25 protein-coding genes and 1 pseudogene are annotated in these 25,515 nt (G+C 56.8%); 10 read left to right on the top strand and 16 right to left on the bottom strand.

Going from position 1 to position 25,515, the window contains the following annotated elements; all coding sequences use genetic code 11:
• Nucleotides 1-176 precede the first annotated feature (176 nt).
• From acs to actP, 3 genes are all read left to right on the top strand, one after another.
• Entirely contained in the window at nt 177-2,135 is a 1,959-nt protein-coding gene (acs, locus tag QZ766_RS01820; RefSeq protein WP_297196632.1) for an acetate--CoA ligase, read from the top strand.
• 217 nt (nt 2,136-2,352) lie between these two features.
• Entirely contained in the window at nt 2,353-2,667 is a 315-nt protein-coding gene (locus QZ766_RS01825; RefSeq protein WP_297196634.1) for a DUF485 domain-containing protein, read from the top strand.
• Nucleotides 2,664-4,313 carry a cation/acetate symporter ActP gene (gene actP / locus QZ766_RS01830; RefSeq protein ID WP_297196636.1) on the top strand — a complete coding sequence of 550 codons (1,650 nt, stop codon included), beginning with the start codon at nt 2,664-2,666 and terminating at the stop codon, nt 4,311-4,313. Before QZ766_RS01825 ends, actP begins: the two co-directional genes overlap by 4 nt.
• 61 nt (nt 4,314-4,374) lie before the next feature.
• Here actP and QZ766_RS01835 read toward each other — a convergent pair whose 3' ends face one another.
• The 4 genes from QZ766_RS01835 to QZ766_RS01850 form a co-directional block, all read right to left on the bottom strand.
• On the bottom strand, nt 4,375-4,686 hold the full coding sequence (locus tag QZ766_RS01835) for a type II toxin-antitoxin system MqsA family antitoxin (protein ID WP_297196638.1): 312 nt from the start codon (nt 4,684-4,686) through the stop codon (nt 4,375-4,377).
• Nucleotides 4,679-5,023, bottom strand: a complete 345-nt coding sequence (locus QZ766_RS01840; protein WP_297196639.1) for a toxin — start codon at nt 5,021-5,023, stop codon at nt 4,679-4,681. Before QZ766_RS01840 ends, QZ766_RS01835 begins: the two co-directional genes overlap by 8 nt.
• Before the next feature lie 89 nt (nt 5,024-5,112).
• Nucleotides 5,113-5,802, bottom strand: coding sequence for an LrgB family protein (locus tag QZ766_RS01845; protein ID WP_297196641.1), 690 nt, complete (start codon nt 5,800-5,802; stop codon nt 5,113-5,115).
• Entirely contained in the window at nt 5,795-6,205 is a 411-nt protein-coding gene (locus QZ766_RS01850; protein WP_297196643.1) for a CidA/LrgA family protein, read from the bottom strand. Before QZ766_RS01850 ends, QZ766_RS01845 begins: the two co-directional genes overlap by 8 nt.
• A 102-nt stretch (nt 6,206-6,307) precedes the next feature.
• Between QZ766_RS01850 and QZ766_RS01855 the strand changes: the two genes are divergently transcribed.
• The 3 genes from QZ766_RS01855 (at nt 6,308) to murP (ending at nt 9,675) form a co-directional block, all read left to right on the top strand.
• A complete protein-coding gene (locus tag QZ766_RS01855; RefSeq protein WP_297196645.1) occupies nt 6,308-7,195 on the top strand; it encodes a LysR family transcriptional regulator in 888 nt (295 codons plus the stop codon).
• A gap of 99 nt (nt 7,196-7,294) precedes the next feature.
• A complete protein-coding gene (gene murQ / locus QZ766_RS01860) occupies nt 7,295-8,221 on the top strand; it encodes an N-acetylmuramic acid 6-phosphate etherase (RefSeq protein ID WP_297196646.1) in 927 nt (308 codons plus the stop codon).
• Nucleotides 8,222-8,223: 2 nt separating this feature from the next.
• Nucleotides 8,224-9,675: a PTS N-acetylmuramic acid transporter subunit IIBC gene (gene murP, locus QZ766_RS01865; RefSeq protein ID WP_297196648.1), complete on the top strand. Its 1,452-nt coding sequence runs from the start codon at nt 8,224-8,226 to the stop codon at nt 9,673-9,675.
• 71 nt (nt 9,676-9,746) lie between these two features.
• On the opposite strand, the gene QZ766_RS01870 is transcribed toward murP, so the two are convergent.
• The 4 genes from QZ766_RS01870 to QZ766_RS01885 form a co-directional block, all read right to left on the bottom strand.
• Nucleotides 9,747-11,393, bottom strand: a complete 1,647-nt coding sequence (locus tag QZ766_RS01870) for a Na+/H+ antiporter (protein WP_297196650.1) — start codon at nt 11,391-11,393, stop codon at nt 9,747-9,749.
• Nucleotides 11,394-11,531: 138 nt separating this feature from the next.
• Nucleotides 11,532-12,881 (bottom strand): NCS2 family permease, encoded by a 1,350-nt coding sequence (locus QZ766_RS01875; RefSeq protein WP_297196652.1) that lies wholly within the window; start codon nt 12,879-12,881, stop codon nt 11,532-11,534.
• Nucleotides 12,882-13,192: 311 nt separating this feature from the next.
• Nucleotides 13,193-15,310, bottom strand: a complete 2,118-nt coding sequence (locus tag QZ766_RS01880; protein WP_297196654.1) for a peptidase domain-containing ABC transporter — start codon at nt 15,308-15,310, stop codon at nt 13,193-13,195.
• The gene (locus tag QZ766_RS01885) at nt 15,300-16,577 is read right to left on the bottom strand and encodes an HlyD family secretion protein (RefSeq protein WP_297196656.1); all 1,278 of its coding nucleotides are present in this window, start codon (nt 16,575-16,577) and stop codon (nt 15,300-15,302) included. Before QZ766_RS01885 ends, QZ766_RS01880 begins: the two co-directional genes overlap by 11 nt.
• A 407-nt stretch (nt 16,578-16,984) precedes the next feature.
• Here QZ766_RS01885 and QZ766_RS01890 point away from each other — a divergent pair, with 407 nt between their 5' ends.
• Nucleotides 16,985-17,221 (top strand): hypothetical protein, encoded by a 237-nt coding sequence (locus QZ766_RS01890; RefSeq protein ID WP_297196658.1) that lies wholly within the window; start codon nt 16,985-16,987, stop codon nt 17,219-17,221.
• Nucleotides 17,222-17,258: 37 nt separating this feature from the next.
• Nucleotides 17,259-17,576, top strand: a complete 318-nt coding sequence (locus QZ766_RS01895; RefSeq protein WP_297196660.1) for a hypothetical protein — start codon at nt 17,259-17,261, stop codon at nt 17,574-17,576.
• Nucleotides 17,577-17,626: 50 nt separating this feature from the next.
• Here QZ766_RS01895 and QZ766_RS01900 read toward each other — a convergent pair whose 3' ends face one another.
• Both QZ766_RS01900 and soxR read right to left on the bottom strand, forming a co-directional pair.
• Nucleotides 17,627-18,295 (bottom strand): glutathione S-transferase, encoded by a 669-nt coding sequence (locus QZ766_RS01900; RefSeq protein ID WP_297196662.1) that lies wholly within the window; start codon nt 18,293-18,295, stop codon nt 17,627-17,629.
• A gap of 84 nt (nt 18,296-18,379) precedes the next feature.
• A complete protein-coding gene (gene soxR / locus QZ766_RS01905) occupies nt 18,380-18,847 on the bottom strand; it encodes a redox-sensitive transcriptional activator SoxR (RefSeq protein WP_297196663.1) in 468 nt (155 codons plus the stop codon).
• An 84-nt stretch (nt 18,848-18,931) separates the two neighbouring features.
• Between soxR and soxS the strand changes: the two genes are divergently transcribed.
• The gene (gene soxS, locus QZ766_RS01910; RefSeq protein WP_297196665.1) at nt 18,932-19,261 is read left to right on the top strand and encodes a superoxide response transcriptional regulator SoxS; all 330 of its coding nucleotides are present in this window, start codon (nt 18,932-18,934) and stop codon (nt 19,259-19,261) included.
• On the opposite strand, the gene QZ766_RS01915 is transcribed toward soxS, so the two are convergent.
• Complete coding sequence (locus tag QZ766_RS01915) at nt 19,246-20,841, bottom strand: EAL domain-containing protein (RefSeq protein WP_297196667.1); 1,596 nt, start codon at nt 20,839-20,841, stop codon at nt 19,246-19,248. The two genes, soxS and QZ766_RS01915, sit on opposite strands and share 16 nt — an antisense overlap.
• A gap of 598 nt (nt 20,842-21,439) precedes the next feature.
• Between QZ766_RS01915 and QZ766_RS01920 the strand changes: the two genes are divergently transcribed.
• A complete protein-coding gene (locus QZ766_RS01920) occupies nt 21,440-21,721 on the top strand; it encodes a YjcB family protein (protein ID WP_297196669.1) in 282 nt (93 codons plus the stop codon).
• Between the two features lie 85 nt (nt 21,722-21,806).
• Here QZ766_RS01920 and QZ766_RS01925 read toward each other — a convergent pair whose 3' ends face one another.
• The 5 genes and pseudogenes from QZ766_RS01925 to QZ766_RS01945 all read right to left on the bottom strand — a co-directional run.
• The gene (locus tag QZ766_RS01925; RefSeq protein ID WP_297196671.1) at nt 21,807-22,781 is read right to left on the bottom strand and encodes a Dyp-type peroxidase; all 975 of its coding nucleotides are present in this window, start codon (nt 22,779-22,781) and stop codon (nt 21,807-21,809) included.
• Between the two features lie 1,013 nt (nt 22,782-23,794).
• Nucleotides 23,795-24,169, bottom strand: a complete 375-nt coding sequence (locus tag QZ766_RS01930; RefSeq protein ID WP_297196673.1) for a hypothetical protein — start codon at nt 24,167-24,169, stop codon at nt 23,795-23,797.
• Between the two features lie 165 nt (nt 24,170-24,334).
• Complete coding sequence (locus QZ766_RS01935) at nt 24,335-24,637, bottom strand: RHS domain-containing protein (protein WP_366509358.1); 303 nt, start codon at nt 24,635-24,637, stop codon at nt 24,335-24,337.
• A 46-nt stretch (nt 24,638-24,683) separates the two neighbouring features.
• Nucleotides 24,684-25,010, bottom strand: a complete 327-nt coding sequence (locus QZ766_RS01940) for an Imm8 family immunity protein (RefSeq protein WP_366509359.1) — start codon at nt 25,008-25,010, stop codon at nt 24,684-24,686.
• Nucleotides 25,011-25,138: 128 nt separating this feature from the next.
• Nucleotides 25,139-25,515: pseudogene (locus tag QZ766_RS01945) on the bottom strand (Rhs-family protein); the annotation flags it as partial.

Raw genomic sequence — 25,515 nt, forward strand, 5'->3', positions numbered from 1 at the left:
AAATTAAATAAATACCCAATGGTGATTATTTCACCGCTGATGTTCGTTCGATTATTTTTTACCCAACACAAACAATGCGTGATCTGTCGCCCAAATTATAAACAAACCCGTTAAAAGACCTTTAATTAACGTTTATGTGACATATTATTAACATCCTAACAAGGAGAATAATTGCCATGAGCCAGGTCCATAAACACCCTATTCCCGCATCTGTTGCGGAACGCTGCCTGATAAACCCGGAACAGTATAAAACGGACTACCGGCAGTCCGTAAGCGACCCTGACGCCTTTTGGGGCGAGCAGGGCAAAATTCTCGACTGGATGACGCCGTACCAGAAAGTTAAAAACACCTCGTTTGCCCCGGGCAATGTTTCCATCAAATGGTACGAAGACGGCACCCTTAACCTCGCCGCTAACTGCCTCGATCGCCACCTTGCCCAGCGTGGCGACCAGACCGCCATTATCTGGGAGGGCGACGACGCCAGCCAGAGCAAGCACATTACCTATCGGGCGCTGCACGCCGACGTCTGCCGTTTCGCCAACGTGCTTACCGATCTGGGGATTAAAAAAGGCGACGTGGTCGCCATCTACATGCCGATGGTGCCGGAAGCAGCGGTGGCGATGCTCGCCTGCGCGCGCATCGGCGCCGTGCATTCAGTTATCTTCGGCGGCTTCTCGCCGGAGGCGGTCGCCGGGCGCATTGTCGATTCCAGCTCGCGGATGGTGATCACCGCCGACGAGGGCCTGCGCGCGGGCCGCGCAATCCCGCTGAAGAAAAACGTCGACGACGCTCTCAAAAACCCGAACGTCACCACCGTTGAACACGTCATCGTACTCAAGCGCACCGGCGGCGATATCGGCTGGCAGGAAAATCGCGACCTGTGGTGGAGCGATCTGATGGCGGGCGCCAGCGACAGCCACCAGCCGGTGGAGATGGGCGCCGAAGATCCGCTGTTTATCCTCTACACCTCCGGTTCAACCGGCAAGCCGAAAGGCGTGCTGCACACCACCGGCGGCTATCTGGTGTATGCGGCCACCACCTTCAAATACGTTTTTGATTACCACGACGGCGATATTTACTGGTGTACCGCCGACGTCGGCTGGGTTACCGGCCACAGCTACCTGCTGTACGGCCCGCTGGCCTGCGGCGCCACCACCTTAATGTTCGAGGGCGTACCTAACTGGCCAACCCCGGCGCGCATGTGCCAGGTGGTGGACAAGCATCAGGTCAATATCCTCTACACTGCGCCGACCGCCATTCGCGCCCTGATGGCCGAAGGCGACAAAGCGATTGAAGGCACCGACCGCTCCTCGCTGCGCATTCTCGGCTCGGTGGGCGAGCCCATCAACCCGGAAGCCTGGGAGTGGTTCTGGAAGAAAATCGGCAACGAGAAGTGCCCGGTAATGGACACCTGGTGGCAGACCGAAACTGGCGGCTTCATGATCGCCCCGCTTCCCGGCGCAACCGAGCTAAAAGCCGGCTCCGCCACCCGGCCGTTCTTCGGCGTTCAGCCCGCTCTGGTGGATAACGAAGGGCAGATTCTGGACGGCGCCACCGAAGGTAATCTGGTGATTACCGACTCGTGGCCGGGCCAGGCGCGGACGCTGTTTGGCGATCACGAGCGCTTCGAGCAGACCTACTTCTCGACCTTCAAAAACATGTATTTCAGCGGCGACGGCGCGCGCCGGGACGAAGACGGCTATTACTGGATAACCGGCCGCGTGGACGACGTGCTTAACGTTTCCGGCCACCGCCTCGGCACCGCCGAAATCGAATCAGCGCTGGTGTCGCATCCGAAAATTGCCGAAGCGGCAGTGGTGGGCATTCCGCACAACATCAAGGGCCAGGCGATTTACGCTTACGTTACCCTCAACCAGGGCGAAGAGCCGAGCCCGGAGCTGTACGCGGAAGTGCGCAGCTGGGTGCGTAAAGAGATTGGCCCGCTGGCCACGCCGGATGTGCTGCACTGGACCGACTCGCTGCCGAAAACCCGCTCCGGCAAGATAATGCGCCGCATCCTGCGCAAAATCGCCGCCGGCGATACCGGAAACCTCGGCGATACCTCAACGCTTGCGGATCCTGGCGTCGTGGAAAAACTGCTCGAAGAGAAGCAGTCCATCGCCATGCCTTCATAACGCTAATGCGCCCCTCTTCTGTTCAGAAGGGGGCCCCGGAAAGGGATACCCCGTACGAAATATCCCTTTCCCCTAACCCTCTCCGGCACGGAGAGGACGCTGTACGGTGCTCTGACTAAAAACTCTACCCTACCCTTCCTCCCGCTATGTTGGCCGGGGGCGCGCCCGATGCGCCCGCCGTTCGCATAAAAGGGGATTGACCTCTGGAGATGCTGTGATGAATCAAGATATTTGTCAGCAGATAGAAAATAACGCGCACTTTAGGGAGCTTGTGGAAAAGCGGCAACGGTTTGCCGCGCTGCTATCGATCATTATGCTTATCGTCTACGTCGGCTTTATTTTGCTGATTGCCTTTGCGCCAGGCTGGCTCGGCACGCCGCTGTATCCTGGTACCAGCGTCACCCGCGGTATTCCCATCGGCATGGGCGTTATCGTCATTTCATTTCTCCTGACCGGCGTGTACGTCTGGCGGGCCAACGGGGAGTTTGACCGCCTGACCCGGGCGGTACTGCGCGAGGTGAAAGTACCATGAGAAAGATCCTGACGGCGCTTGTCGCCACGCTTCCTTTGGCGGCCAGCGCCGCCGACGCCATCACCGGTGACGTTCAGCGCCAGCCCACCAACTGGCAGGCGATCATCATGTTCCTGATTTTCGTCGCCATGACGCTGTATATCACTTACTGGGCCTCGCGCCGGGTGCGCTCGCGCAGCGACTACTACACCGCCGGCGGCAATATCACCGGCTTCCAGAACGGACTGGCCATCTCCGGCGACTTTATGTCCGCCGCCTCGTTTCTCGGCATCTCGGCGCTGGTATACACCTCCGGCTACGACGGGCTTATCTACTCTCTGGGCTTCCTGGTGGGCTGGCCGATCATTCTGTTTCTGATCGCCGAGCGCCTGCGTAACCTGGGCCGCTACACCTTCGCCGACGTGGCCTCCTACCGTCTCAAGCAGGGGCCGATCCGCATGCTCTCTGCCTGCGGATCGCTGGTGGTGGTCGCGCTGTATCTGATTGCGCAGATGGTGGGCGCCGGCAAACTTATCGAACTGCTGTTCGGCCTCAACTACCACGTTGCGGTAGTGCTGGTGGGCGTGCTGATGGTGATGTACGTGCTGTTTGGCGGCATGCTGGCCACCACCTGGGTACAGATTATCAAAGCGGTGCTGCTGCTGTTCGGCGCAAGCTTTATGGCTTTCATGGTGATGAAGCACGTCGGGTTTAGCTTCAACCGCTTCTTCGCCGAAGCCATGGCGGTTCACCCGAAAGGCGCGGCGATCATGAGCCCCGGCGGGATGGTGAAAGATCCGATCTCGGCGCTCTCCCTCGGGCTCGGGCTGATGTTCGGCACCGCCGGGCTGCCGCATATCCTGATGCGCTTCTTCACCGTGAGCGACGCCAAAGAGGCGCGCAAGAGCGTGTTCTACGCCACCGGCTTTATGGGTTACTTCTACATCCTGACCTTTATCATCGGCTTTGGTGCCATCATGCTGGTGGGGGCCAACCCGGCGTTTAAAGACGCGGCAGGCCAGCTTATCGGCGGCAACAACATGGCGGCGGTACATCTGGCAGACGCGGTGGGCGGCAACCTGTTCCTCGGCTTTATATCGGCGGTGGCCTTCGCGACGATCCTCGCGGTGGTGGCCGGGCTGACCCTGGCGGGCGCTTCGGCGGTGTCGCACGATCTGTACGCCAACGTCTTTAAAAAGGGCACCACCGAGAAAGAAGAGCTGCGGGTGTCAAAAATTACCGTGCTGGTGCTGGGTGTCGTGGCGATCCTGCTGGGCATTCTGTTTGAGAATCAGAACATCGCCTTTATGGTGGGGCTGGCCTTCTCCATCGCCGCCAGCTGCAACTTCCCGATTATCCTGCTCTCCATGTACTGGTCGAAGCTGACCACCCGCGGCGCGATGCTCGGCGGCTGGCTGGGATTACTGACGGCAATCATCCTGATGATTCTGGGCCCGACCATCTGGGTGCAGATCCTCGGCCACGAAAAAGCCATTTTCCCTTACGAGTATCCGGCGCTGTTCTCCATCGCCATCGCCTTTATCGGCATCTGGCTGTTCTCCATCACCGATAACACGGCGGACGGACGCCGCGAGCGGGAGCAGTTCCGCGCGCAGTTTATCCGCTCTCAGACCGGCATCGGGATTGATAAAGGGCATTCGCACTAGAGAAAGATTATCCCCGACCTGGGGGCCGGGGAATGACGATGAGGAGACAGCTTGCGGTGATTTATATAGCCGCAAGCTGAGACAAAACCGACGGGCTCTTTTCAATCATTCGAATCAGCAGCACCGCCTGCCGGTTAGGCCGGGCAAGACCCTGCTCCCAGTTTTGGTACGTTTTGAGGCCTGCGCGCAGGTAGCCCGCAAAAACGGCCTGCGATAAATTAAGCTGTTCGCGGACTTTAATCAGTTCGCCCGGTGAGATAGCCGGAACCGTAGCGCTGATACGGTGCGTGCGCAGTGTTTTTTTACCCGCGCTGAACGTATCCCACGCCTCCATACCTTCCTGTAGTTCACTGAAAATATCGCGCTTAGTCATCGCGAGTCCTCCGTTTTGCCTGCTGCAGAAGCTGGTGCAATATTTCACGCTGCCGGATAGTTAAATCATCCTGCTGATCTTTATCGTAAAGCGTAAAAAGCAGAAAGTGAGACAAAGCAGGGTACCAGTAATAGATGATTCGAATACCTCCCCGCTTACCTTTGTGCCTGCGCGGATCGGCAAATCGTAACTTCCGCAGGCCTCCCGTGTGCTGAATCACATCACCACAATAAGGATCTTTAAGCAGCAATTGCTGTAGCGCTTTAAAGTCATCATCACTAAGGTATTCGGCGCGGTAGCGTTCAAACGCCGGCAGTTCTATGAAGAGCGCATCCATGAGCTTATCTCGTCACTGTTCCAGATGTTAATATATCCCCAACATGGGGATATTTAAATACTGACAGCTAAAAATAAGCAGCGGATCCGCTAAAACATAACCAGCGACACCAGCGGTGCTGCCAGCACGGTGACAATCCCGGACAGCATCATCACCAGGCTGGCAACCATCCCCTCCTGGGGCCCCAGCTCGTAGGAGTGGGCGGTGCCCGCGCCGTGGGAGGCCGCGCCAAACCCGGCTCCTTTTGCCATCCCTTCCCGGATAGCCAGCCGCATAAACAGCACGTCCCCTACCGCCATGCCGAATACCCCGGTGATCACCACAAACAGCGCCACCAGCTCCGGCTGGCCGCCCAGCGGTCCGGCGGCGGCCAGCGCAAACGGCGTGGTTACCGAACGTACCGCGAGGCTGCGCTGGATCTCATCGGGCAGGGTAAACAGCCGCGCCAGCCACACCGAGCTGGTGACTGCAACAACGGTCGCGGTGACCACGCCCGCGCTCAGGGACATCCAGTGGCGGCGGATCACCGCCAGGTTGTCATACACCGGCACCGCGAATGCAATGGTGGCCGGGCCCAGCAGCCACAGCAGCCAGTGCGCCTCTCCCATATAGTTCTGGTAGGAGATGTGGCCGAACACCAGCAGCAGCACCAGCAGCAGCGGCGTAAAGACCAGCGGCATCAGCGGCAGCTTGTGAAAGCGGCGGTAGAGGCGCTTGTTGGCATAATAGAGCCCGAGGGTGATCGCCAGGCAAAGAATACTGAGCTGAAAATTATTCACGGTTCATCCTGCGCACTTCATAGCGGTACACTTTATCCACCACCCACGCCGTGCTGCCGAGCACCAGCAGAGTGCTGATAGCAATCACGGCAAAGATGCGCCAGCCGTCGATCATCAGCAGCTGGGCGTAGTTCACCACCGCCACCACCGCAGGAACGAAAAACAGCAGCATCTCCGCCAGCAGCCAGCGGGAGCCCGCCCGCACCCAGGCCAGCGGCACGATGCGAAGAACAATAAGCAGCAGCATCAGCAGCATCCCCACCAGATTGGCGGGCAGCGGCAGATGTCCCCAGTCCACTAAATGCTGCGCAAAAATAAATAATCCGGCGTACAGCACAACCTGAATCGGCACCAGCAAACGGTGCAGCAAGGCGGGCGCAATGCGCCTCAGGGCCACGGCCATATCGGGAGTTCCTGAAAAGATGGGAGGGTTTCATTATAGGGACGCGCCAGCTGCGGCAGAAATGAATTAAAATCATTAAAGGTATAGTCCCGAGGAATAATTATGGATATCAGAACGCTGCGCTATTTCGTCGAAGTGGTACGCCAGCAGAGCTTTACCCGCGCGGCGGGGAAGCTGTTCGTCACCCAGCCGACCATCAGCAAAATGCTGAAAAACCTCGAGGATGAACTCAACTGTACCCTGCTTATTCGCGACGGGCGCAAGCTGCTGCTGACCGATACCGGCCGGGTAGTGTTTGAGCGGGGCCTCGCCATTCTCGGCGAGTTTCGCCAGCTCGAAGCGGAGCTCAGCGATATCAACCATTTGCACAAGGGCCTGCTGCGCCTCGGCATCCCGCCAATGGTCGGAATGATGATGGCCGGCCCCATTAGCCTGTTTCGCCAGCGCTATCCCGGCGTGGAATTAAAAATTTCTGAATTTGGCGGCCTGACGGTGCAGCAGGCGGTAATGAATGGCGATCTGGACGTAGCGATGACCGTGCTGCCCGGTGACGAAGAGAGCGGCCTTGCTACCCTGCCGCTGTTCAGTCATCCCCTGTGCGTGCTGGTGCCGCGCTCCGGCGAGTGGCTGAAGGTTAAAACCCTCGATCCCGAGCAGCTCGCCGCCCATCCGCTACTGATTTACAACGAAGATTTCGCCCTTAACCGCCAGCTGATGCAGCTGTTTCAGGCCCGCGGTATTACTCCGCGCATCGCGGTTCGCAGCGGCCAGTGGGACTTCCTGGCGGCAATGGTGCAGGCCGGTATCGGGGTGGCGGTGCTGCCGGAGCCTATTTGCGAGCGGCTCGACAAGAAAACCCTGCGCTGGCTGCCCCTCAACAGCGAGCTGCACTGGTCGCTGGGCATGATCTGGCGCGACGGCGCCTACCTTTCCCACAGCGCCCGGGCGTGGCTGGAGTGCTGCGAAGGCTTCTGGCAGCCGCCGGCCTGACGGTATCCAATCCGCTACCGGGATCGCAGATCTCGCCATATTCATAAAAAATTACTTAAACACTCCCAGTTTTGGAATATATTATTCCAACCAACCACCATGACCGAGACTGCCATGAAAATTGATTTATCCGCCCTGACCACCGAAAGCCGTAACGCCGCCAGCGAAAATATCGATACCTTATCAACGCTGGAGATGCTGAAGGTGATTAACGCCGAAGACCAGAAAGTGGCGCTGGCCGTCGAGGCCGAGCTGCCGGCGATCGCCGGCGCGGTGGATGCGATTACCGCCGCGTTCGCCGCTGGCGGACGCCTGATTTACTGCGGTGCGGGTACCTCTGGCCGCCTCGGCATCCTGGATGCGAGTGAGTGCCCACCAACTTTCGGAACCCCACGTGAACAGGTGGTTGGCCTGATTGCCGGCGGTAAAACCGCCATTCTGCAGGCGGTAGAAAACGCCGAAGACAGCCGGGAAATGGGCGAGCAAGATCTGCGCAACCTGGCCCTCAGCGAGCGCGACGTGGTGGTGGGCATTGCCGCCAGCGGGCGCACGCCGTACGTGATTGGCGCGCTGACCTACGCCCGCAGCGTCGGGGCAAAAACGGCCGCCGTGGCCTGCAACCGCGGCAGCGAAATTGGCAAGCTGGCGGACTTCGCCATCGAACCGCTGGTGGGCCCGGAAGTGGTGACCGGCTCCTCGCGCATGAAGGCGGGCACCGCCCAGAAGCTGATCCTCAACATGCTGACCACCGGGGCGATGATCCGATCCGGCAAAGTGTTCGGTAACCTGATGGTTGACGTGGAAGCCACCAACGCCAAGCTGCTGCAGCGCCAGGTGAATATTGTGGTGCAGGCCACCGAGTGTACGCCGGCGCAGGCCGAAGCGGCGCTGAACGCCTGCGATCGCCACTGCAAAACCGCTATCGTGATGCTGCTGGCGGACGTAAGCGCCGACGACGCCCGCGCCCTGCTCTCAAGCAGCCGCGGCTTTATCCGCCAGGCTATTCAGGACATCGGGAGCCGCTAACGATGGCAAAGCTCACCCCGGCCACCGTCGCGCAGCTGCTGCGCCTCTCGGGTGGCAAAGATAATATCCGCCTCTGCGGCCACTGCATGACCCGCCTGCGCCTGACGCTGGTTGACCGTAACGCCGCCGACATCGCGGGGCTGAAAGCCGCGCCCGGCGTGCTGGGGGTGATTAACGGCGACGATCAGCTGCAAATCATTCTCGGGCCGGGGAAAGCCCAGACCGCCAGCGAGATGATGAGCGCGCTACTGGAAGATGGTGATACCGGGGCAGAAACCGCACCTGCCAGCGCCAGCCTGAAGGCGCAGGCCAGCGAGCAAAAAGCCAAAATGAAAGGCCGGCAGAACAGCGCCGTGCATAACTTTCTGACTAAATTCGCCACCATTTTTACTCCGCTGATCCCGGGCTTTATCGCCGCGGGCCTGCTGCTGGGCGTCGCCACCCTGCTGCAGCAGATATTCGCCGTCGACGGCGCGGTGCAGGCACGCTGGCTCGGCAGCCTGATTGCCTACATGAAGCTGTTCAGCACCGGGCTGTTTACCTTTCTCAGCATCCTGATTGGCTTTAACACCCAAAAGGCGTTCGGCGGCTCCGGGGTCAACGGGGCGATTATTGCCTCGCTGTTCGTGCTGCGCTACGTGCCGGACGGCACCGTGGGTTACTACGCCGGGATGCCGGATTTCTTCGGGCTGGCCATCGACCCGCGCGGCAATATTATCGGCGTGCTGCTGGCCTGCATGCTCGGGGCGTGGATCGAGCGCCGGGTGCGACGCATTATCCCTGATGACCTCGATATGATCCTCACCTCCGCCATCACCCTGCTGATTACCGGCGCCGTCACCTTCACGGCGATTATGCCCATCGGCGGCGAGCTGTTCCGCGGAATGTCGTGGCTATTCCTGCACCTTAACGGCAATCCGTTCGGCACGGCGCTGCTGGCGGGGCTGTTCCTGATCGCGGTAGTGTTCGGCATTCACCAGGGCTTTGTGCCGGTCTATTTCGCGCTGATGGACGCCCAGGGCTTTAACTCGCTGTTCCCGATCCTGGCGATGGCCGGCGCGGGCCAGGTAGGTGCCTCGCTGGCGCTGTACGTCCGGGCCAGGAAAGGCGCGGTGCTGCGCACTCAGATCAAAGGGGCGATTATTCCGGGGCTGCTGGGCATCGGCGAGCCGCTGATTTACGGCGTGACGCTGCCGCGCCTCAAGCCGTTTATTACCGCCTGCATCGGCGGCGCCGCAGGGGGCTTTTTTATCGGGCTGGTGTCGTGGCTGGGGCTGCCCGTTGGTCTCAACACCGTGTTCGGCCCGTCCGGGCTGGTGTCGCTGCCGCTGATGACCTCGGGGCAGGGGATCTTCGCCGGAATGCTGGTCTACGCGGCGGGGCTGCTGATTGCCTACGGCGCGGGGTTTGCGCTGACCTGGCTGTTCGGCAGCCGCAACGTCGATCTCTCCTAGCCCGCCGGTACCTGAAAAAAAAGCCTTCTCGCTGAGAAGGCTTTTTCATTAGTGCAGACAATTAGCGGCGATTACTGCTTATCGATCAGCAGCGCCTCCAGCAGATCGAGATCGTGCAGCAGCTTCTGCAGGGTCTCATTACTTATCTGGCGGGTGGCGCGCAGGTGGTACAGCTCCCCGCGCTCGGAGCGCAGCGCCGCCAGGCGGAAGCGGCGCTCGAGGCTCTCTTCCAGCATCGACGTTTCCACGTCGTTACGCCCGTCGGCGCGGCGGCGCAGGTTACCGATAACCCGCGAGCTGACCTCGGTCAGCAGCTGGTTGTCGATGTTCTCTTTGGTGTCCGCCGCCAGGCGCTCTTCCATTTTCTGGATGGCGACAATCGCCACGTCGGCGGTGGCGGAACGCGCCAGGCGCTCCTCTTTCTGCTGCTGTGAGTGATCGCCCACTTCCATATGGCGCAGCAGCATCGGCAGCACCAGCACGCCCACCACCAACGACAGCAGGATCACCCCGCCCGCCAGGAACACCAGCTCGTAGCGCGCCGGAAAGACGTCACCGCTCGGCAGCAGCAGAGGAATCGAGAGCACACCGGCGAGGGTAATCGCCCCGCGCACCCCGGCAAAGGTGGAGATAAGCAGCTCGCGGGTGCTCCAGCTGCCGAATTCCATCGGCTTGTTCTTGAGGAAACGCAGGCTCAGACGCTTCATGGTCCACAGCCAGCCGAAGCGCACCACCATCAGGGCGAGGTAGATAAGGCCGATGTCCATGAACAGCATCCAGGTTTCGACATTCGGATCGGCCTCGGCGGCCACCAGCGACGTCTCAAGGATGCCCGGCATTTGCAGACCCAGCAGCAGGAACACCATGCCGTTAAACACAAACTCCAGCATCGCCCAGGTACTGTTGGCGCGCAGGCGCATCGCCAGGGGCGCGCTGCGCATCACGCCGGAACGGGTAATGGTCATGCCCGCGGCCACCGCCGCCAGGATGCCGGAAACGCCGAGGTGTTCAGCAATCAGATAGGAAGCAAACGGCAGCAGGAACAGCAGCACGATCTGCGTCGCCGGCTCGTCGCCGCCCCAACGGCTGAGAAAGCGCAGCGAGCGGCCGTAGAGCCAGCTGACCACAAACCCGGCCAGGATACCGCCGATAGCGACCTTGAGAAATTCAAGGCTCGCGCCGCCGACGGTGAAGATCATGGTGCCCATCACCACCGCCACCGCGAACTTCAGCGACACCAGGCCGGACGCGTCATTCATCAGCGCCTCGCCCTGCAGGATGCCCATGATTTTTTTCGGTATCCGTCCTTCCCCGACGATACCCGACAGCGCCACGGCATCCGTCGGCGACAGCACCGCCGCCAGCGCAAACGCCGGCACCAGCGGGATGCCCGGCACGGTCCAGTAAATCAGGAAGCCGATGCCGATCACCGTGACCAGCACCAGCGCCAGCGCCAGGCCGAGAATTTCGCGGCCGTGCTCGATAAATTCCCGGGTGGGGGTTTTCCAGCCGTCGGCGAACAGCAGCGGCGGGATAAAGAGAACCAGGAACAGTTCGGGGTCGAATTCAACGTGCAGGCCGAACGTCGGCCAGGCCAGCACGGCGCCAATCAGGATCTGCATCAGCGGCAGAGGCACCTGGAACGGCAAAACGCGGGTGAGAACTCCGGAGAGCGAGACCACAAGGGTCATAATCAAGATTGTGAAGAAGATTTCCATGCTATCCCTGTATGCGATGTTAAACCTGTGTTGTTCCGCAATAATACTCTCGCGCCCGCGGCACAGACGCAACAGGATGTGCCCTAAAAAACAAAACGGGCGGCCAGGGCCGCCCGTTTACTGACTCACTGTAAAAGCTTAAATCGCCCAGCCGCCGGCGTAAAACGCCACCAGCGCCAGCGCAATTACCACCGTGCCGATATTCAGCTTGCGCCACTCACCGGAGACGATGCGGCCAATCACCAGCGTCGCAAAACCAATCATGATACCGGTGACGATGTTGCAGGTCAGGACGATAAACACGGCGGTAATCAGCCCGGCCATCGCGTCCACGAAATCGCCGAAGTCGATTTTCGCCACGTTGCTCAGCATCAGCAGACCCACGTACATCAGCGCAGGCGCGGTAGCGTAGGCGGGCACCAGGTAGGAGAGCGGCGAAAGGAACAGGATCAGCAGGAACAGCAGGCCGACCACAATCGCCGTCAGGCCAGTTTTGCCGCCCGCGGCGGTGCCGGCGGCGGATTCGATATACACCGCGGCAGGAGACGCGCCCACCAGGCTTGAAAATACGCTGCTAAGGGAGTCAGTGGTCAGCGCCTTGCCGCCGCTGATGATCTGACCGTCTTTATCCAGCAGGTTGGCCTGCCCGGCCACCGCGCGAATGGTGCCGGTGGCGTCAAACACCGCGGTCATCACCAGCGCCAGCACGCTCGGCAGCACCAGCGGATTGAGCGCGCCGACGATGTCGAGGCTGCCAATCAGCGAGTTGCCGTGCCCGTCGCTGAGGGACGGCATGGCGAAAATGCCGGTAAAGTGCACCGCCGGATCGAAAATCAGCCCGACAATCGAGATAGCGATAATGGTCAGCAGAATGCCGCCGGGCACTTTGAGCTTCTCAAGGCCGATAATGGCCGCCAGGCCAATCAGGGACATGATCACCGGGAAGCTGGCGAAGTGGCCGAGCGCTACCGGGAGCCCGTCCAGCGGGTTTTTGATCACCAGCCCCACGCCGTTGGCGGCAATCAGCAGCAGAAACAGGCCGATGCCGATACCGGTGCCCTGGGCGACGCCCTGGGGCAGGTTGCGCAGGATCCAGCTGCGGATACCGGTGGCGGAAATAATGGTGAACAGCACGCCCATCAGGAACACCGCGCCGAGCGCTACCGGAATGCTGATGTGCTGGCCCAGCACCAGGCTAAAGGCGGTAAATGCCGTCAGCGAGATGGCGCAGCCGATGGCCAGCGGCAGGTTTGCCCACAGGCCCATCGCGATGGAGCCGACCCCGGCCACCAGGCAGGTGGCGACGAAAACGGCGGCGGGCGGGAAGCCCGCTTTGCCGAGCATACCCGGCACCACAATCACGGAATAGACCATCGCCAGAAAGGTGGTTAACCCGGCGAGCACTTCCTGACGCACGCTGCTGCCGCGCGCTGAAATCTTGAATAAGGCGTCTAACGAACCGCCGCTGCGTGCTGAAGGCACTGACATAAAAACTTCCCCTAAGCGTTATTATCGTTGCCCTACCCGCGTGGTGGACACTCCACTGCCAGTTAAACGTCATCTCCATGTGCCGTATTGCGGCGAGGGGTGCCGCAAAAAGCAAACGTTTAGCTCCGCGCAGGTAAAACGGTATTCAAAGCAAACCTCGTCCGGCATGAACGGCATAAAAACCGGCGGCCGAAAGGCTTCGGCAAAAAAGGCAAACGATTATCTGGCTTTTGGCAGGGGTATTTCAACCGATGATTGCGTCATTTGGCTAAAATTCACCACTCATCAAGAAGAATGAAACAGGCGCTAAACTAGCTGGCAACATTCAGGGTCAGTACTTTGTCCGCCGAGGCGATAGTGGACTCCCGGTGCGCAATAATAATGCGGGTGATGCGCAGCTGGCGGATGGCCTGATTGACGAAGCGTTCGCTATCCGCGTCAAGGGCGCTGGTGGCCTCGTCCATAAACAGGATCCCCGGCCGCCGGTACAGCGCCCGGGCAATAAACAGCCGCTGCTTCTGGCCGCCGGAGAGCCCTTCGCCCAGCTCGCCGATCAGGGTTTCATAGCCCATCGGCATTTTGCCGATGGTGTCGTGGATGTAGCTGGCTTTCGCGCACTCCACCAGCCACGCCTCGTCCACTTCTTCGGCGAAGCCGCTGATATTTTCGCGGATCGAGCCGGAAAAGAGCTTATCGTCCTGCATCACACAGCCAATCATCTTCTGGTAATTGTTCAGGCCCATCAGCTGGATATCGCTGCCCTCCACGAAGACTTTGCCGCTGTCCGGCTCGAACAGGCCGCACAGCACTTTCATCAGGGTGGTTTTTCCGCTGCCGGATGCGCCGGTGATCGCCACGCTTTCCCCGGCGGCAATGTGCAGATCGACGGCGCTAAAAATGGGCGGCGACTGGCTGTCGTAGCGGAAGCTGAGCCCTTCGGTCACCAGCGACAGCGGCTGCATGGTACCGGCCGCCGCGCCGGGCAAGTCGGGCTTTTTCGGCTCCCGGTCGTGGAGGGCGATGTCGGCAATACGCTCGTTGTGCAGGCTCATCATCCGCAGCTGCAGCATAAAGTTGGTGAGCGACGCCACCCGCTCTGAGAACTGGCCGCGATACGCGCCGAAAGCCACGAACATGCCGATGGTCAGCTGGTTATCGATCACCAGGCTGGTGCCGAGCCACAGGATCGCCACCTGATCGCAGGTGGAGACAAAGGTGTTGATCCCGCCGAACAGCAGATCCATTTTGGTGACTTTGATCCCCGAGTTAATGGCGTCGATCTTCAGGTTGAGCCAGTGGGTGCCGCGCCGCTCGCCCATTCCCTGCATCTTTACGGTGCCGATACCATACAGCGTCTCCATAAAATAGGAGCTGGCCCGGGCGTTGCGCACCAGCGACTCTTCTGACAGCTGGCGATAGTAGTTGTAACTTACGAGTCGCAGCACCACGTATACGGCGGTGAACCCGAGCACCACCCAGGTCAGCCAGCCGCCGTACAGCACCAGCATCACCAGCAGGCCCGCCACCATAATGCCGTCCATGATCGCCCCGACAATACTGGTAGTGAAGGTTTCCCGCAGGGTATCCAGCGATCCGAACCGCGACTGAATATCCCCCAGCTTGCGCCGCTCGAAATAGCCCAGCGGCAGCTGCAGCAGGTGCTTAAACAGGCCGGACTGCCACTGAACGTTGATAAGCGTGGCCATCACCAGCGAGGTCCAGGCCCGCAGGGTGCCAAGCGCCGATCGCAGCAAAATGAAAAACAGCAGTCCGAGGCAGATAAGCGTCAGAAGCCCGCGATCCCCGGCGGGCAGCGCGTGGTCCATCACCAGCTGGGTGCCCACCGGCAGCATCAGGTTGATCACCTCCACCACCACCGCGAGGCAGAAGATCTTGCCCAGCGTCTTTTTCAGGCCGTGGACGCTGCGCACCAGCGAGCGCAGGTTGAGGCGGTTCTGCACCACTTCCTGAGTGAACTCGCTGCCGGGCCACACTTCCAGCGCCACGCCGGTGAAGTACTGCGACATCTCCGCCTGTCCGACCACCCGCCGGCCGCGGGCCGGATCGTGGAGCACGAAGCGGTTGCCTCTGACGCTGACCAGCACCACGAAGTGGTTAAAGTCCCAGTGCAGGATGCAGGGCGTTTTCAGGGCGCTGATTTCATCCATGTCCAGCGACAGGGCGCGAGTCTCCATGCCCAGCTGCCCGGCGATACCTTTAATCCCGGCGAGCGTCGCCCCCCGCGCCGAGAGATTGAACTGCTGGCGCAGGGCAATCAGGTCGATATTCTTGCCGAAGTGGCCGCACACCATCGCCATGCAGGCCAGGCCGCACTCCGAGGCTTCAGTCTGGTGCACCATCGGTATGCGCTGGCGAATGCTGGTTTCCAGCTGCGACAGCAGGCGTTTAAATGGCGTTTTATTGGTCATGTACCGGCCCCGTCGCGCTCTGTTTCATGTCGTAGAAGGGAGAGAGCATCCACTGGTAGATGCGGCGCTTTTCGAGAAACAGCGTCGCCTGCCCCTTCATGCCGTTTTCCAGCGGCATCTGCTTGTCGTTATAGCGAATATGCTGCAGCGCGGGCCTGGCCAGCACTTTGTAATAGGGCACCGACGCGCCCTGCTCGCTGCCCGGCGCGCCCTGGTAGGTTTGCATCTCCTGCGGAGAGGCCGGCGTGCGGGATATCAGAGTGATGGTGGCGGCGAACTGGCCAAACTTGGCGGAAGGGAAAGCTTCATAGCGCAGGTTAATCTTATCGCCCACCGAGATATAAGGCACCGCGTCGTTAGGCACCCACAGCACGAAATAATAGCCGCTGATATCTTCAGGAATAATTTGCAGCAGGCTGCTGCCAGGGCTGACCATCTGGCCGGGAGTAACGCTCAATGAATCGATTCTGCCATCTGAAAGCGCGCGAATAATTATCTCGCCGCTGGCATCGGCATTGGCCATCTCTTTTTCCAGCTCGTAGCGCTGGAACTCCATCTGGTAAATACGGTTATCAAAATCCGCCGACTGGGTGAGGATCTGGCTCTCCAGGGTGGTTATCTGCAGCGCGTTCTGCTCATTTTGTCCGTTGAGCCCCAGCAAATTATTTTGCTGCTGATAGTAAATAGCCACCTGATTCGTAAGCTGATCTTTATTGATTAAGCCCCGTAGCTGGTAATCCTGATAATTGGTCATGTTATTTTTCATGATCCGGATCCCCTCTTTGGCTTTCGCCAGAATATCGGCAGAGTTTTTCAGCGCATCGCTATATAGCGCGCGCTGTTTCTCCAGCGAGGCGAGGGTAATATTCTTACTTTCTTTCAACCTGGCGATAATATCATCAACGCGCTTAAGCTGATTTCGTATATTCTCCTGCTGATTATCGCTAACGACGCCGTTGCGGGTGCTTTTGCTGACGTCAATCTGATAGAGCGGGTCCCCTTTCTTAACGTGCCGGGATTCAGTCACAAACTGGCGGGTAATAAAGCCCTGCTCGGGAGAGAATATTTTAACCGGGCGCGGTAAGCTGCTGATTTCGCCGCTAACGCTGACCCGCCGGGTGTAGGTTCCGCTAATAATAAAGGTGATGAACGCAATGATAAATAGCAGGCACAGCGAGCTCACCAGCCAGAAAGGCACACCGGGCAGCAGGATCGCCCGGCCTTTCCATTTCATTTTTCTGTTTTCAAGAGCTTCCTTGCGAAACATAGACGGCGCTCCACCTGAGAGATTCTGCTGAGAGTATAATACCTTAGCGGTGCTGTAAATTGACCAGAGGTTAATTCCATTTGATTATATATTATTCCTGTTTATACCCGTAAAAATAAAAAGGCTTCGCTCTGCACAGTTCACAATGAAAGTGGGGAATAAAACCAATGTTTTATAACCCTATTTTTAGACAGGCTCAAAATTTAAAAATTTAACTTGTCGCAATGTGCCAAATATGTTTTAAACTTAACTCATCGTACCAGGGAGAGATATCAAAAAGACAGGCTTCACGCCTGTCCAGGATATATTTTCAACATCCCTGCTGCGCTATATCCTACCCAGCTGTGTAATGGACTATGGTATTAACCCTTTAGGGTTATATTCTCGATTCTTATGAGGAGACAGGTATGAAAGAATTAAGCGAAACAGAAGTTCAGCACGTTAGCGGCGCCGGGTTTATTTCCGATGCCATCACGGGCTTTATCAACGATAAGCTTGACGCGCCGGCGCGTAATACCGGCGATGCGATCGGCAGCTTTATTGGCAATACGCTCCAGAGCGGCGTCCACGGCGTCGCAAACGCCATTGGCGGCGTATGGCACGGCGTAACGTCTCTGGTCGGCGGCATTTTCAAAAGCCACTGATCGTGGCAGGGATTGATGGATTAATGAGGAAATAATCATGCGGGAATTAACTGTTCATGAAGTAGAAGACGTCAGCGGCGCGGGCTTTATTCAGGACGCTCTGACCTTTGGCGGCGCGGCGCTCGGCGGCGTTATCGGCACCAGCGTCGGCTCAGCCGCTGCCGGCACCGTTGGCGCGGCTATCGGGACCGTGATCCCGGTCGCGGGTAATATTATCGGCGGCGGCGCTGGCGCCGGACTCGGCGGCGTGGTCGGCGGTGTCGCCGGTACGGGCATCGGCACCGTAGCGGGCCACACCATCGGCGCACTAATTGAAGGCGGCCTGCACGGCTTCTTCGGCAGCTTCAAGCACTAGTCGCCCGTGGAGAGCGCCGGTGGCACTCTCCACGTCTCAAGGCAACCCGCTTAACTCCCCGGAAAGTCCAGCGGCCCGCCCTGGGCAATCGCCTTTTGCCAGGCCGGCAGCGCTTCGACCCGCTGCTTCCAGCGTTCGAGATGCGGCAGCGGCCCCTGCTCTCCCCGGGCCAGCAGGGCAAACGCCGGATAGATCATCTGAATATCCGCCATGCTCATTTGCTCCCCCGCAAACCAGATATGCTCCGCCAGATGCGCTTCAATAAATCCGGCGTGGGTCGCCAGCTGCTTATCAAGCCAGGCTTTTTGTATCCCCTTTCCCAGAACTTTACCCACGGTGCGCAGGCCTACCGGCACCGGCCGCTTGCCGAGTTGGCTAAATACCAGCTTCATCAGCAGCAGCGGCATCAGCGATCCTTCCGCGTAGTGCAGCCAGAAGCGGTACTGGATCCTGTCTGCCGCTGAAGCGGGTTTTAGCCGGCTGTCCGGATCGTAGTTCTCCTGCAAATACTCAAGGATCGCCCCGGACTCGGCGAGCACCTGCCCGTCGTCTTCCAGCACCGGCGACTTACCCAGCGGATGCACCTTTTTCAGCGCCGCCGGGGCGAGCATGGTGGGCTCGCGCTGGTAGTGAACAATCTCGTAAGGCAAATGCAGCTCTTCCAGCGCCCACAGCACGCGCTGGGAGCGGGAAAGGTTAAGGTGGTGCAGCGTCAGCATGTCTGTCTCCCGTTGGTTTCAATCCTAACTATAGAACCGCAGCACAGAGCGGGAGATTTTTCAGCATAATCGCCACGGCGCGGCTCAGCCTTTACTCTCCTCCTCCGGGAAGTGCGCCCCCGGCCCCTTCTCGCCCAGCATATCGCCGGGGTTACGCAGCGGACAGTCGCGGTGCGACAGGCAGCCGCAGCCAATGCAGCCGTCGAGCTGGTCGCGCAGCGCCACCAGCGTGTGAATGCGGCTGTCCAGCTCCTCGCGCCACTGGGAAGAGAGCTGCTTCCACGCCTTCGGGCTCAGGCTATGCCCTTCCGGCAGCACGCCGAGCGCGTCGCTGATAGTAGAGAGCGGGATGCCGATGCGCTGGGCAATCTTGATGATCGCCACGAAGCGCAGCACGTCGCGGCGGTAGCGCCGCTGGTTGCCGGCGTTGCGGGTACTCTGGATAAGCCCTTTGCTCTCATAAAAATGCAGGGCCGATACGGCAACGCCGCTGCGGCGGGCCACTTCACCCGGCGTGAGCAGCGTTTTTACGCGAGTTGATTTCTTTTCCATAAAGCGCTTTACCTCAAGTTAACTTGAGGAATTATACTCGCCCGCAGACGAAACGACGAATCAGAATTGTGAGAGAGGCCGCTTATGTCCCATCAGCAAATTATTCAGACTCTGGTTGAATGGATTGATGAACATATCGATCAACCCCTAAATATTGACGTTGTCGCCAGGAAATCTGGCTATTCGAAGTGGTATCTGCAACGGATGTTCCGCACCGTAACGCACCAGACGCTGGGCGAATACATCCGCCAGCGCCGGCTGCTGCTGGCGGCTGAAGAGCTGCGCAACACGCGCCGCCCGATCTTTGATATCGCGATGGATTTAGGCTACGTATCGCAGCAGACGTTTTCCCGCGTCTTCCGCCGCGAGTTTGACCGCACTCCGAGCGACTACCGGCATCAGATCTCTGCCTGATCCATTTTCGATGCCACCCAGGATGCCGACTGCCGCTGCCAGTGAATAAACTCCTGGCGCGGCATCGCCTTCGCGAAGTACCACCCCTGACAGCACTGCACCCCGCGCTTGTAGAGCCATTTCACCTGCTCGCCGTTTTCCACGCCCTCTGCAATGATCCTCAGCCGCAGGCTCTGCGCCATCTCAATAATGTGCTCGACAATCAGGTGGCTGCTGTTGTTACTCAGGGTATCCACAAAGGATTTGTCGATTTTGAGGATATCGACGTTGAGGGAGTAAAGGTTATAAAGGTTGGAATAGCCGGTGCCAAAATCATCAATCGCGATTTCGTAGCCGCCCTGACGGAAGGCCTGAATAACCGGCGACGCTTTCGGCACGTCGATAAACGCCCGCTCGGTAACTTCAATTTTGATCTGCTGCGGATTGACCCGGTAGCGCCGCGTTTTTTCATCAATAACGGCGATTAGCCGCGACGAGAGAAAATCGCTAGCCGCCAGATTAACGGAGACGTACATCTGCGGATTGCGGTGCAGGAAATCGCCGAGATCGATAAACACCTCTTTAATGACGTAGTCCGTAATCTGCTCGATAAGCCCCACGCGCTCCGCCAGCGGAATAAACTCGTCCGGCGTCATCACCTGCCCGGCCCCGCCGGGCCAGCGCAGCAGCGCCTCCACGCCCGCGCACTGCTGATTTTTAATATTGATAATCGGCTGATAGTACAGCGCCAGCTGGCGTTTGTTGATCGCCCGCTGGAGCAGGCGCTCCGGCGAGGCCAGCCGCTGGCGAATGCGCCCCCACAGCAGCAGGAGAATGATGCTGACAATGATGCCCGCCGGCAGCGTGAGCGCCAGCTGATAGCGGAAGTTCTGCGCGCAGCGCGCGGCGGATGACGAAAGAATTATAGCGATGTGGCGCTTCGCGGAGTGGACAATAGTGTAGAAGCGACCGTCGTGGGTAAACCGCGGCACGTCATCGCGCACCAGCGATTTCAGCAGCGCCGGGTCGGCCCGGTCGCTGAGGGTAAAAAAGGAGTCGGCCCGGGTATCGTACAGGCCAAAAATCAGGGAAGCATCTTCCGACTCCACCTGGCTGTAGGCGAGCGGATTAACCACCGCTACGTAGTTACCCACCTGCATATAGGTCATGCGGTAGCCGGGATAAAATGGCGTGTCGCGATAATAGTAGATGGAGATTTCAGGCTGCCGGTGATAGTTGGGGGGCGCCATCGTCCAGGGGCCGGCGGGATGAACGGCGGTGGAGCACATAAACTGGCGGCCGCGGGCGTAAATAAGATCTTCAACATACAGCCGACCGCGCACGATGTTCAGCATATCCTGCTGATGCTGCGGCGAACAGGCGGGGCCGCGCCAGGCCGACGCGCTGTCGATAGCCAGCCCAATCTGTTGAATAACCCGCTCTGACTTATTAAGAATCAGCTGCCCCAACACGCTGTGCTGATTATGGGTTTCCGTCACCGCCCGCACCTGCGCCAGCCACAAGGCGCACAGCACCGGCATCGCGGCCAGTACCACAATAGCTATACAATTTAGCGCATTACATCGCGAACGGCCTGCCATACTCAGCGGATATCCCTGTTAAAAGTCTCTGTTATGCAGTCTGAACCCGGCAGACAGACACGTAAATTGCATTAATAATTCCCCGCAGGCAACACACTTAATAGCGGCGTGCCGGGTATTTGCGCTTTTAGCCAACATCGGGGAGATTCGGACTGCGGCACAATCGGCGGTTAATTGCGCAGGATTGCAATGAAAAAACTGGTCTGCTGAGTTGACGATAACGTAAATTTTTGTGGACGATTTTTTAATCATACGATGAATACAGCGCCGCTGGCGTTACTTTAATTGCGAAACCCCTTTCCGGCGGCGGATCGTGCAGCGCAACGCCTGAATACCTGAACACATAACTGCCTGAATTATTAATGGTATTACCTTACCCACCTGTTCTTTTCAGCGTAATTTTCCGCATATAAAAACGCGGCCAGGCCTTAAGCACACCTCTGGTGAATAAAAGAACAAATGTGATATAGTTCACACTATTGAGCGTCAGCTCTGCTGCTATTTTGTATTACATTATCGCCCGCCGATAGCCAGATTGCCTGCAGCTATACCGCAACGCCGAGCTATCCAGGGAATTGCACACTCTGAGGATCTTGTCATGGTTTCTGTCACTACCGGCGTAGCCCTGCTCCGCTGGCCGCTCGTAAGCGCCGTGCTGATGTTTTTAGCCAGTACCCTGAATATCAAGCTGCGTAAATCCGATCTTGCCGGACTGGCGGTGCTCACCAGCCTCGCCGGTCTCGCTGCCGCCTGTTGGTTCGCCACCGGCCTGCTCGGCATCACCCTCGTGGAACTCGCCGCGGTGTGGAACAACATCAAAGACGTGATGGTACAGGTCATGCAGCAGACCCCGCCGGAATGGCCGATGGTGATCACCTGATTTTACTGCTCGTTATGACTCACGCCCGGATATTAAAGCCGGGAAATACCGCCCGGCCCTAAGATACGAGAGCAGCGATAAGCGCTCAGTCGGCCAGATCGCTCAGGAATTTGCGGGCGGGAACAAAAAAGGTCACCCCCGCCACCGCCGTGGAAAAATCCAGGATCCGATCGTGCAGCGGCGGCGGGTTGCCAATAAACATCCGCTCAAGCATCTTCTCAATAACCCACAGATGGCGGGAATAGCCGATAAAATAGGTGCCGTATTCCCCGCGCCCCGGTGACGCAAAGGGCATATTGTTGCGTAAAATATCGTGCTCCCCCTGCTCGTCCTCTATCGTACACAGCGTCTTATGGGATTTTTGTCCCTCCTCCGCATCCGGCAGCTCGACGTTGTCGTACTTGGTACGCCCAATAATCGCCTCCTGAGTCTCCACCTTCTGCGCGCGCCAGGCGGCCAGGTTATGCAGGTATTTCTGGATAACCACATAGCTGCCGCCCGCGTAATCGGGATCCTCATCGCCGACGATGGTTGCCTGCGGTAGTGAATGCCCAACCGGGTTCGCGGTACCGTCAACAAATTCGAGCAGGTCGCGCCCGTCGAAGTAGCGGAACCCCGCCACCTCGTCAACGACGGTAATCGCATCACCAAAGGCATCCAGCAGGATTTTCTCGAACTCGATAATCAGATCCGTCGCGCCGGCGCGGATGTGGAACAGCAAATCGCCCTCGGTCGCCACCGCCGTATGCTGCGCGCCTTTCACCTCCTGAAACGGCCTCAGCTCTTTGGGCATTGGCTTGCCGGTCAGGCTCTGCCAGACGCGATAGCCAATACCGACATTACAGTTGAAGCCCGCCGCAATGGAGCGTATCTGAACATTTTTAATCAGGTCCTCAGTGCTGGCGATAACCGAGCGAACCGTGTCGAGGGATGCGCTGTCGTCTTTGACTTTCACAACCAGAAACGCGGCGGCGGGCGTCATCGGCGCATCAATGTATTGGGGTTCTGTCTCAAGCACGCGCTGCGCTAACGCGTGCGGTGAAGTGGATGCTGGGCTCACGGTTGCCTCCTCTGTCGTTTTTATTGCCACGGGGGATCGTGGCGGGTCGCGCAAAACGGGGAAAAGGTGTGGAAGGATCCCCATTGGCTTCAGACAGGCTAGCGAATTTATCGAAAGACACATAGAGGGTGGGTGTTGATTTTTTTGGTGTGGGGGGAGGGGGATTGCCGGTAATTGTGACGTGGCGGGTAGGGATTTTGAGGTGGTGGGAGGCAGAATATTAATTCAAGTAGTTAAACCTTATGACTAAAGCGACACAGTATATTATCCAGGCAATATTTACATATCATTTTCGTCATAATAGATCTAATCTTTAAAACAATAAATCTGTCATTATTATTTCTTCTCTTTTTATCTCTATCATAAAGGACAATATCAATACTTTGGTTATCAGGTATGATAGCCTCAATTTCCGCGCCTGTCGCATAATAGGTATAATTGTTTATACATTCGCCATCCTCAACCTTGTAAATTATAACCTTAACTAACTTACAATCAATGTCGTTGCAATTCACCCGGCTTAATACGGTGGATATAAAATGGTGTTCAGGATAATTATGAATGTGGCAAATAGTTAGCATTTCGGCACCGTGTGATTAGTTGCATTCACTCTAAATAAATTATTTTTTCAATGCTATTCTTCATATATAAAAACCATTTAATATCCTTTTTAGATCATAGACAGCACGCCTATAAATTTTAAGAACCTCATGTCCCCATAGAATTAATATGAACACTTTTATTATCTGGTTTTAATGTTGGGAAGATCATGAAGAATTTCAGCCTTCACAAGGCTAAATAATATATTTTTCATAGTCAAAAAGCGTTATTAAATAAAATTAAAATTGGTTAGTAACGTAAATAGCTAGCAATATCACATTACACAGCAGAAAAATCATGCGTGTTCATTCATAAGACTTATAAAACAAAAGAATAAGTGAAATTAAACTTTACTCCAGTTGTACTTCTCTCAAAAAAACATCAGCCACATAGAATGTGTTCAGCGGATAAATTTATAAAAAAGAAATATTAATTCTATTAGGCTTTAGCGCTACATACTTAGAATTGAGAAATGAAAACCCCTCTAAAAAAATTTCATCTTGGAAAATAACACCGTCGGTGATTAGCTGGTTGTTAGACAAAAAACCAACAATTTCATATGAAAACGTATCACTAATCCTTCTGAGAGAAAGGTGCGCATCCTCAGTCTCACTCAACAGCTCTTCGTCGAGGAAGGATAAACCTATATCTACTAAGTATATAACACCTTCAATTAATGGATATGGAGCGCTATCAATAAAGCAATATATTTCTCTATCACCCAAAGATATAACAGCCTCTTCTTCGATGTCATCATTTAAAGATATTAATCTAGCATAGCATTTCATATTTATAATCCATCTATATTTCTTGTAACAGTTTTGCTAACGGTATCCTTAGGATCTCCATTAAGAATTTTCCAGATATCCTTCCCACTTTTAGTATGGATAGTCGTGATATAACCTTCAGAATTAGCCCCGATAAAATCTACTTTTGTAGCATCTTTAAATGTATTATCCATTAAAGGAACATAAATCGGTCCCTAACTCGCCTTTATAATTATATTGATTTTTATGTCCATGATTTATTATGTCTCGACCTATATTCAGATAATTAGCTTCAGTTTTTGTTCTAAATTCTCCATCATGTTTATTAAAGTGAGAAGTTAATTTACCTTTATCTACGAAATTAGAACATCTATAAACCCCAGAGGATCCATCCACGTCAGCGGCTCCACCACATACCCATACGTGTTCAGCCCCCTGCCACACCGTTTCGCCCTGCGCGTCGGTCATCATCTCCGGCAGGCCGTTCAGCTCCGCAGCTTAACCATTATTTTTCATGATGATAGTCTTCATACTCCTAGGAAAAATAACGTTGCAACATGCAACAAGATTCATCCCAGCTCTCCTTGATAAACTTTTCAAGTATATCCCCAATTATTTTCACAAGTGAAAAGTAGTCAAAATAATCAATGACAATGACTCTATTCTCTACTATTAAGAAATTACGAGCGCGCTTTCTCAAAGCTTCTGGAGTGGCAATTGTTACATAGAAATAATTACTCCCTTTTTCACCATCGCCCATACCAATACATAAGTCAATCGCTACATATGTCTCTTCAAGAGAGGCAGGTTGCCACTCAATGAGAGGATCAAAAATCGTTGAAGAAATGTCATATAAAATCAGTTTTGGTTTGTTTTTTTTGCATAATTAAAAATTCCCGACATCTAAATGAACGTTAGCAATAACATCGCCATCTACATTTTTAGTTTCAAAATTAACTTGTTTTCCTGTCTTTGACCACGGACGACTATTCACTCGGTCGAAACTTCTTTTATCTGCAGGAAACCTAAAGCGCTGATGCGGTCCTCGTCGTCCCAGGAATAGCGCTGGGTTACGTCCCGGTGAGTGTCGCGGCGCACCGTCATCCGGCCAAAACCGTCGTACTCCCGCGCCACCCCGTCGAGGCGCCGCAGCATGTTGTTCCACACCGGCAGCCGCTCCGCCGTCGTCCGGTTGTCCGCCGCGCCCCACCAGAACCGCTCGTCCGCCTCCGGCTGCACGCTGCGCGTCATCCTTCCCGCCGCGTCGTACCCCCACTGCGCCTGACGGTACTTCTCCTCCGGCAGCGCCGGCGTCCCGTCCGTCTGCATCTGCCGCACTATCTGGTCCGCGCGGTCCCACTGGTAGC

Origin of the sequence: uncultured Pluralibacter sp. (genome assembly GCF_913775985.1) — a bacterium.
Lineage (GTDB): Bacteria > Pseudomonadota > Gammaproteobacteria > Enterobacterales > Enterobacteriaceae > Pluralibacter.

What these genes read in the sequence shown, in the direction of transcription:
- QZ766_RS01915 (WP_297196667.1), bottom strand. Translation starts at nt 20,841, where the DNA reads ATGGCAGGCCGTTCGCGATGTAATGCGCTAAATTGTATAGCTATTGTG.
- QZ766_RS01870 (WP_297196650.1), bottom strand. Translation starts at nt 11,393, where the DNA reads ATGGAAATCTTCTTCACAATCTTGATTATGACCCTTGTGGTCTCGCTC.
- QZ766_RS01930 (WP_297196673.1), bottom strand. Translation starts at nt 24,169, where the DNA reads ATGAAATGCTATGCTAGATTAATATCTTTAAATGATGACATCGAAGAA.
- actP (WP_297196636.1), top strand. Translation starts at nt 2,664, where the DNA reads ATGAGAAAGATCCTGACGGCGCTTGTCGCCACGCTTCCTTTGGCGGCC.
- QZ766_RS01875 (WP_297196652.1), bottom strand. Translation starts at nt 12,881, where the DNA reads ATGTCAGTGCCTTCAGCACGCAGCGGCGGTTCGTTAGACGCCTTATTC.
- murQ (WP_297196646.1), top strand. Translation starts at nt 7,295, where the DNA reads ATGACCGAGACTGCCATGAAAATTGATTTATCCGCCCTGACCACCGAA.
- soxS (WP_297196665.1), top strand. Translation starts at nt 18,932, where the DNA reads ATGTCCCATCAGCAAATTATTCAGACTCTGGTTGAATGGATTGATGAA.
- QZ766_RS01920 (WP_297196669.1), top strand. Translation starts at nt 21,440, where the DNA reads ATGGTTTCTGTCACTACCGGCGTAGCCCTGCTCCGCTGGCCGCTCGTA.
- QZ766_RS01825 (WP_297196634.1), top strand. Translation starts at nt 2,353, where the DNA reads ATGAATCAAGATATTTGTCAGCAGATAGAAAATAACGCGCACTTTAGG.
- QZ766_RS01840 (WP_297196639.1), bottom strand. Translation starts at nt 5,023, where the DNA reads ATGGATGCGCTCTTCATAGAACTGCCGGCGTTTGAACGCTACCGCGCC.
- QZ766_RS01885 (WP_297196656.1), bottom strand. Translation starts at nt 16,577, where the DNA reads ATGTTTCGCAAGGAAGCTCTTGAAAACAGAAAAATGAAATGGAAAGGC.
- soxR (WP_297196663.1), bottom strand. Translation starts at nt 18,847, where the DNA reads ATGGAAAAGAAATCAACTCGCGTAAAAACGCTGCTCACGCCGGGTGAA.
- QZ766_RS01835 (WP_297196638.1), bottom strand. Translation starts at nt 4,686, where the DNA reads ATGACTAAGCGCGATATTTTCAGTGAACTACAGGAAGGTATGGAGGCG.
- QZ766_RS01855 (WP_297196645.1), top strand. Translation starts at nt 6,308, where the DNA reads ATGGATATCAGAACGCTGCGCTATTTCGTCGAAGTGGTACGCCAGCAG.
- QZ766_RS01850 (WP_297196643.1), bottom strand. Translation starts at nt 6,205, where the DNA reads ATGGCCGTGGCCCTGAGGCGCATTGCGCCCGCCTTGCTGCACCGTTTG.
- QZ766_RS01900 (WP_297196662.1), bottom strand. Translation starts at nt 18,295, where the DNA reads ATGCTGACGCTGCACCACCTTAACCTTTCCCGCTCCCAGCGCGTGCTG.
- QZ766_RS01880 (WP_297196654.1), bottom strand. Translation starts at nt 15,310, where the DNA reads ATGACCAATAAAACGCCATTTAAACGCCTGCTGTCGCAGCTGGAAACC.
- QZ766_RS01895 (WP_297196660.1), top strand. Translation starts at nt 17,259, where the DNA reads ATGCGGGAATTAACTGTTCATGAAGTAGAAGACGTCAGCGGCGCGGGC.
- acs (WP_297196632.1), top strand. Translation starts at nt 177, where the DNA reads ATGAGCCAGGTCCATAAACACCCTATTCCCGCATCTGTTGCGGAACGC.
- murP (WP_297196648.1), top strand. Translation starts at nt 8,224, where the DNA reads ATGGCAAAGCTCACCCCGGCCACCGTCGCGCAGCTGCTGCGCCTCTCG.
- QZ766_RS01890 (WP_297196658.1), top strand. Translation starts at nt 16,985, where the DNA reads ATGAAAGAATTAAGCGAAACAGAAGTTCAGCACGTTAGCGGCGCCGGG.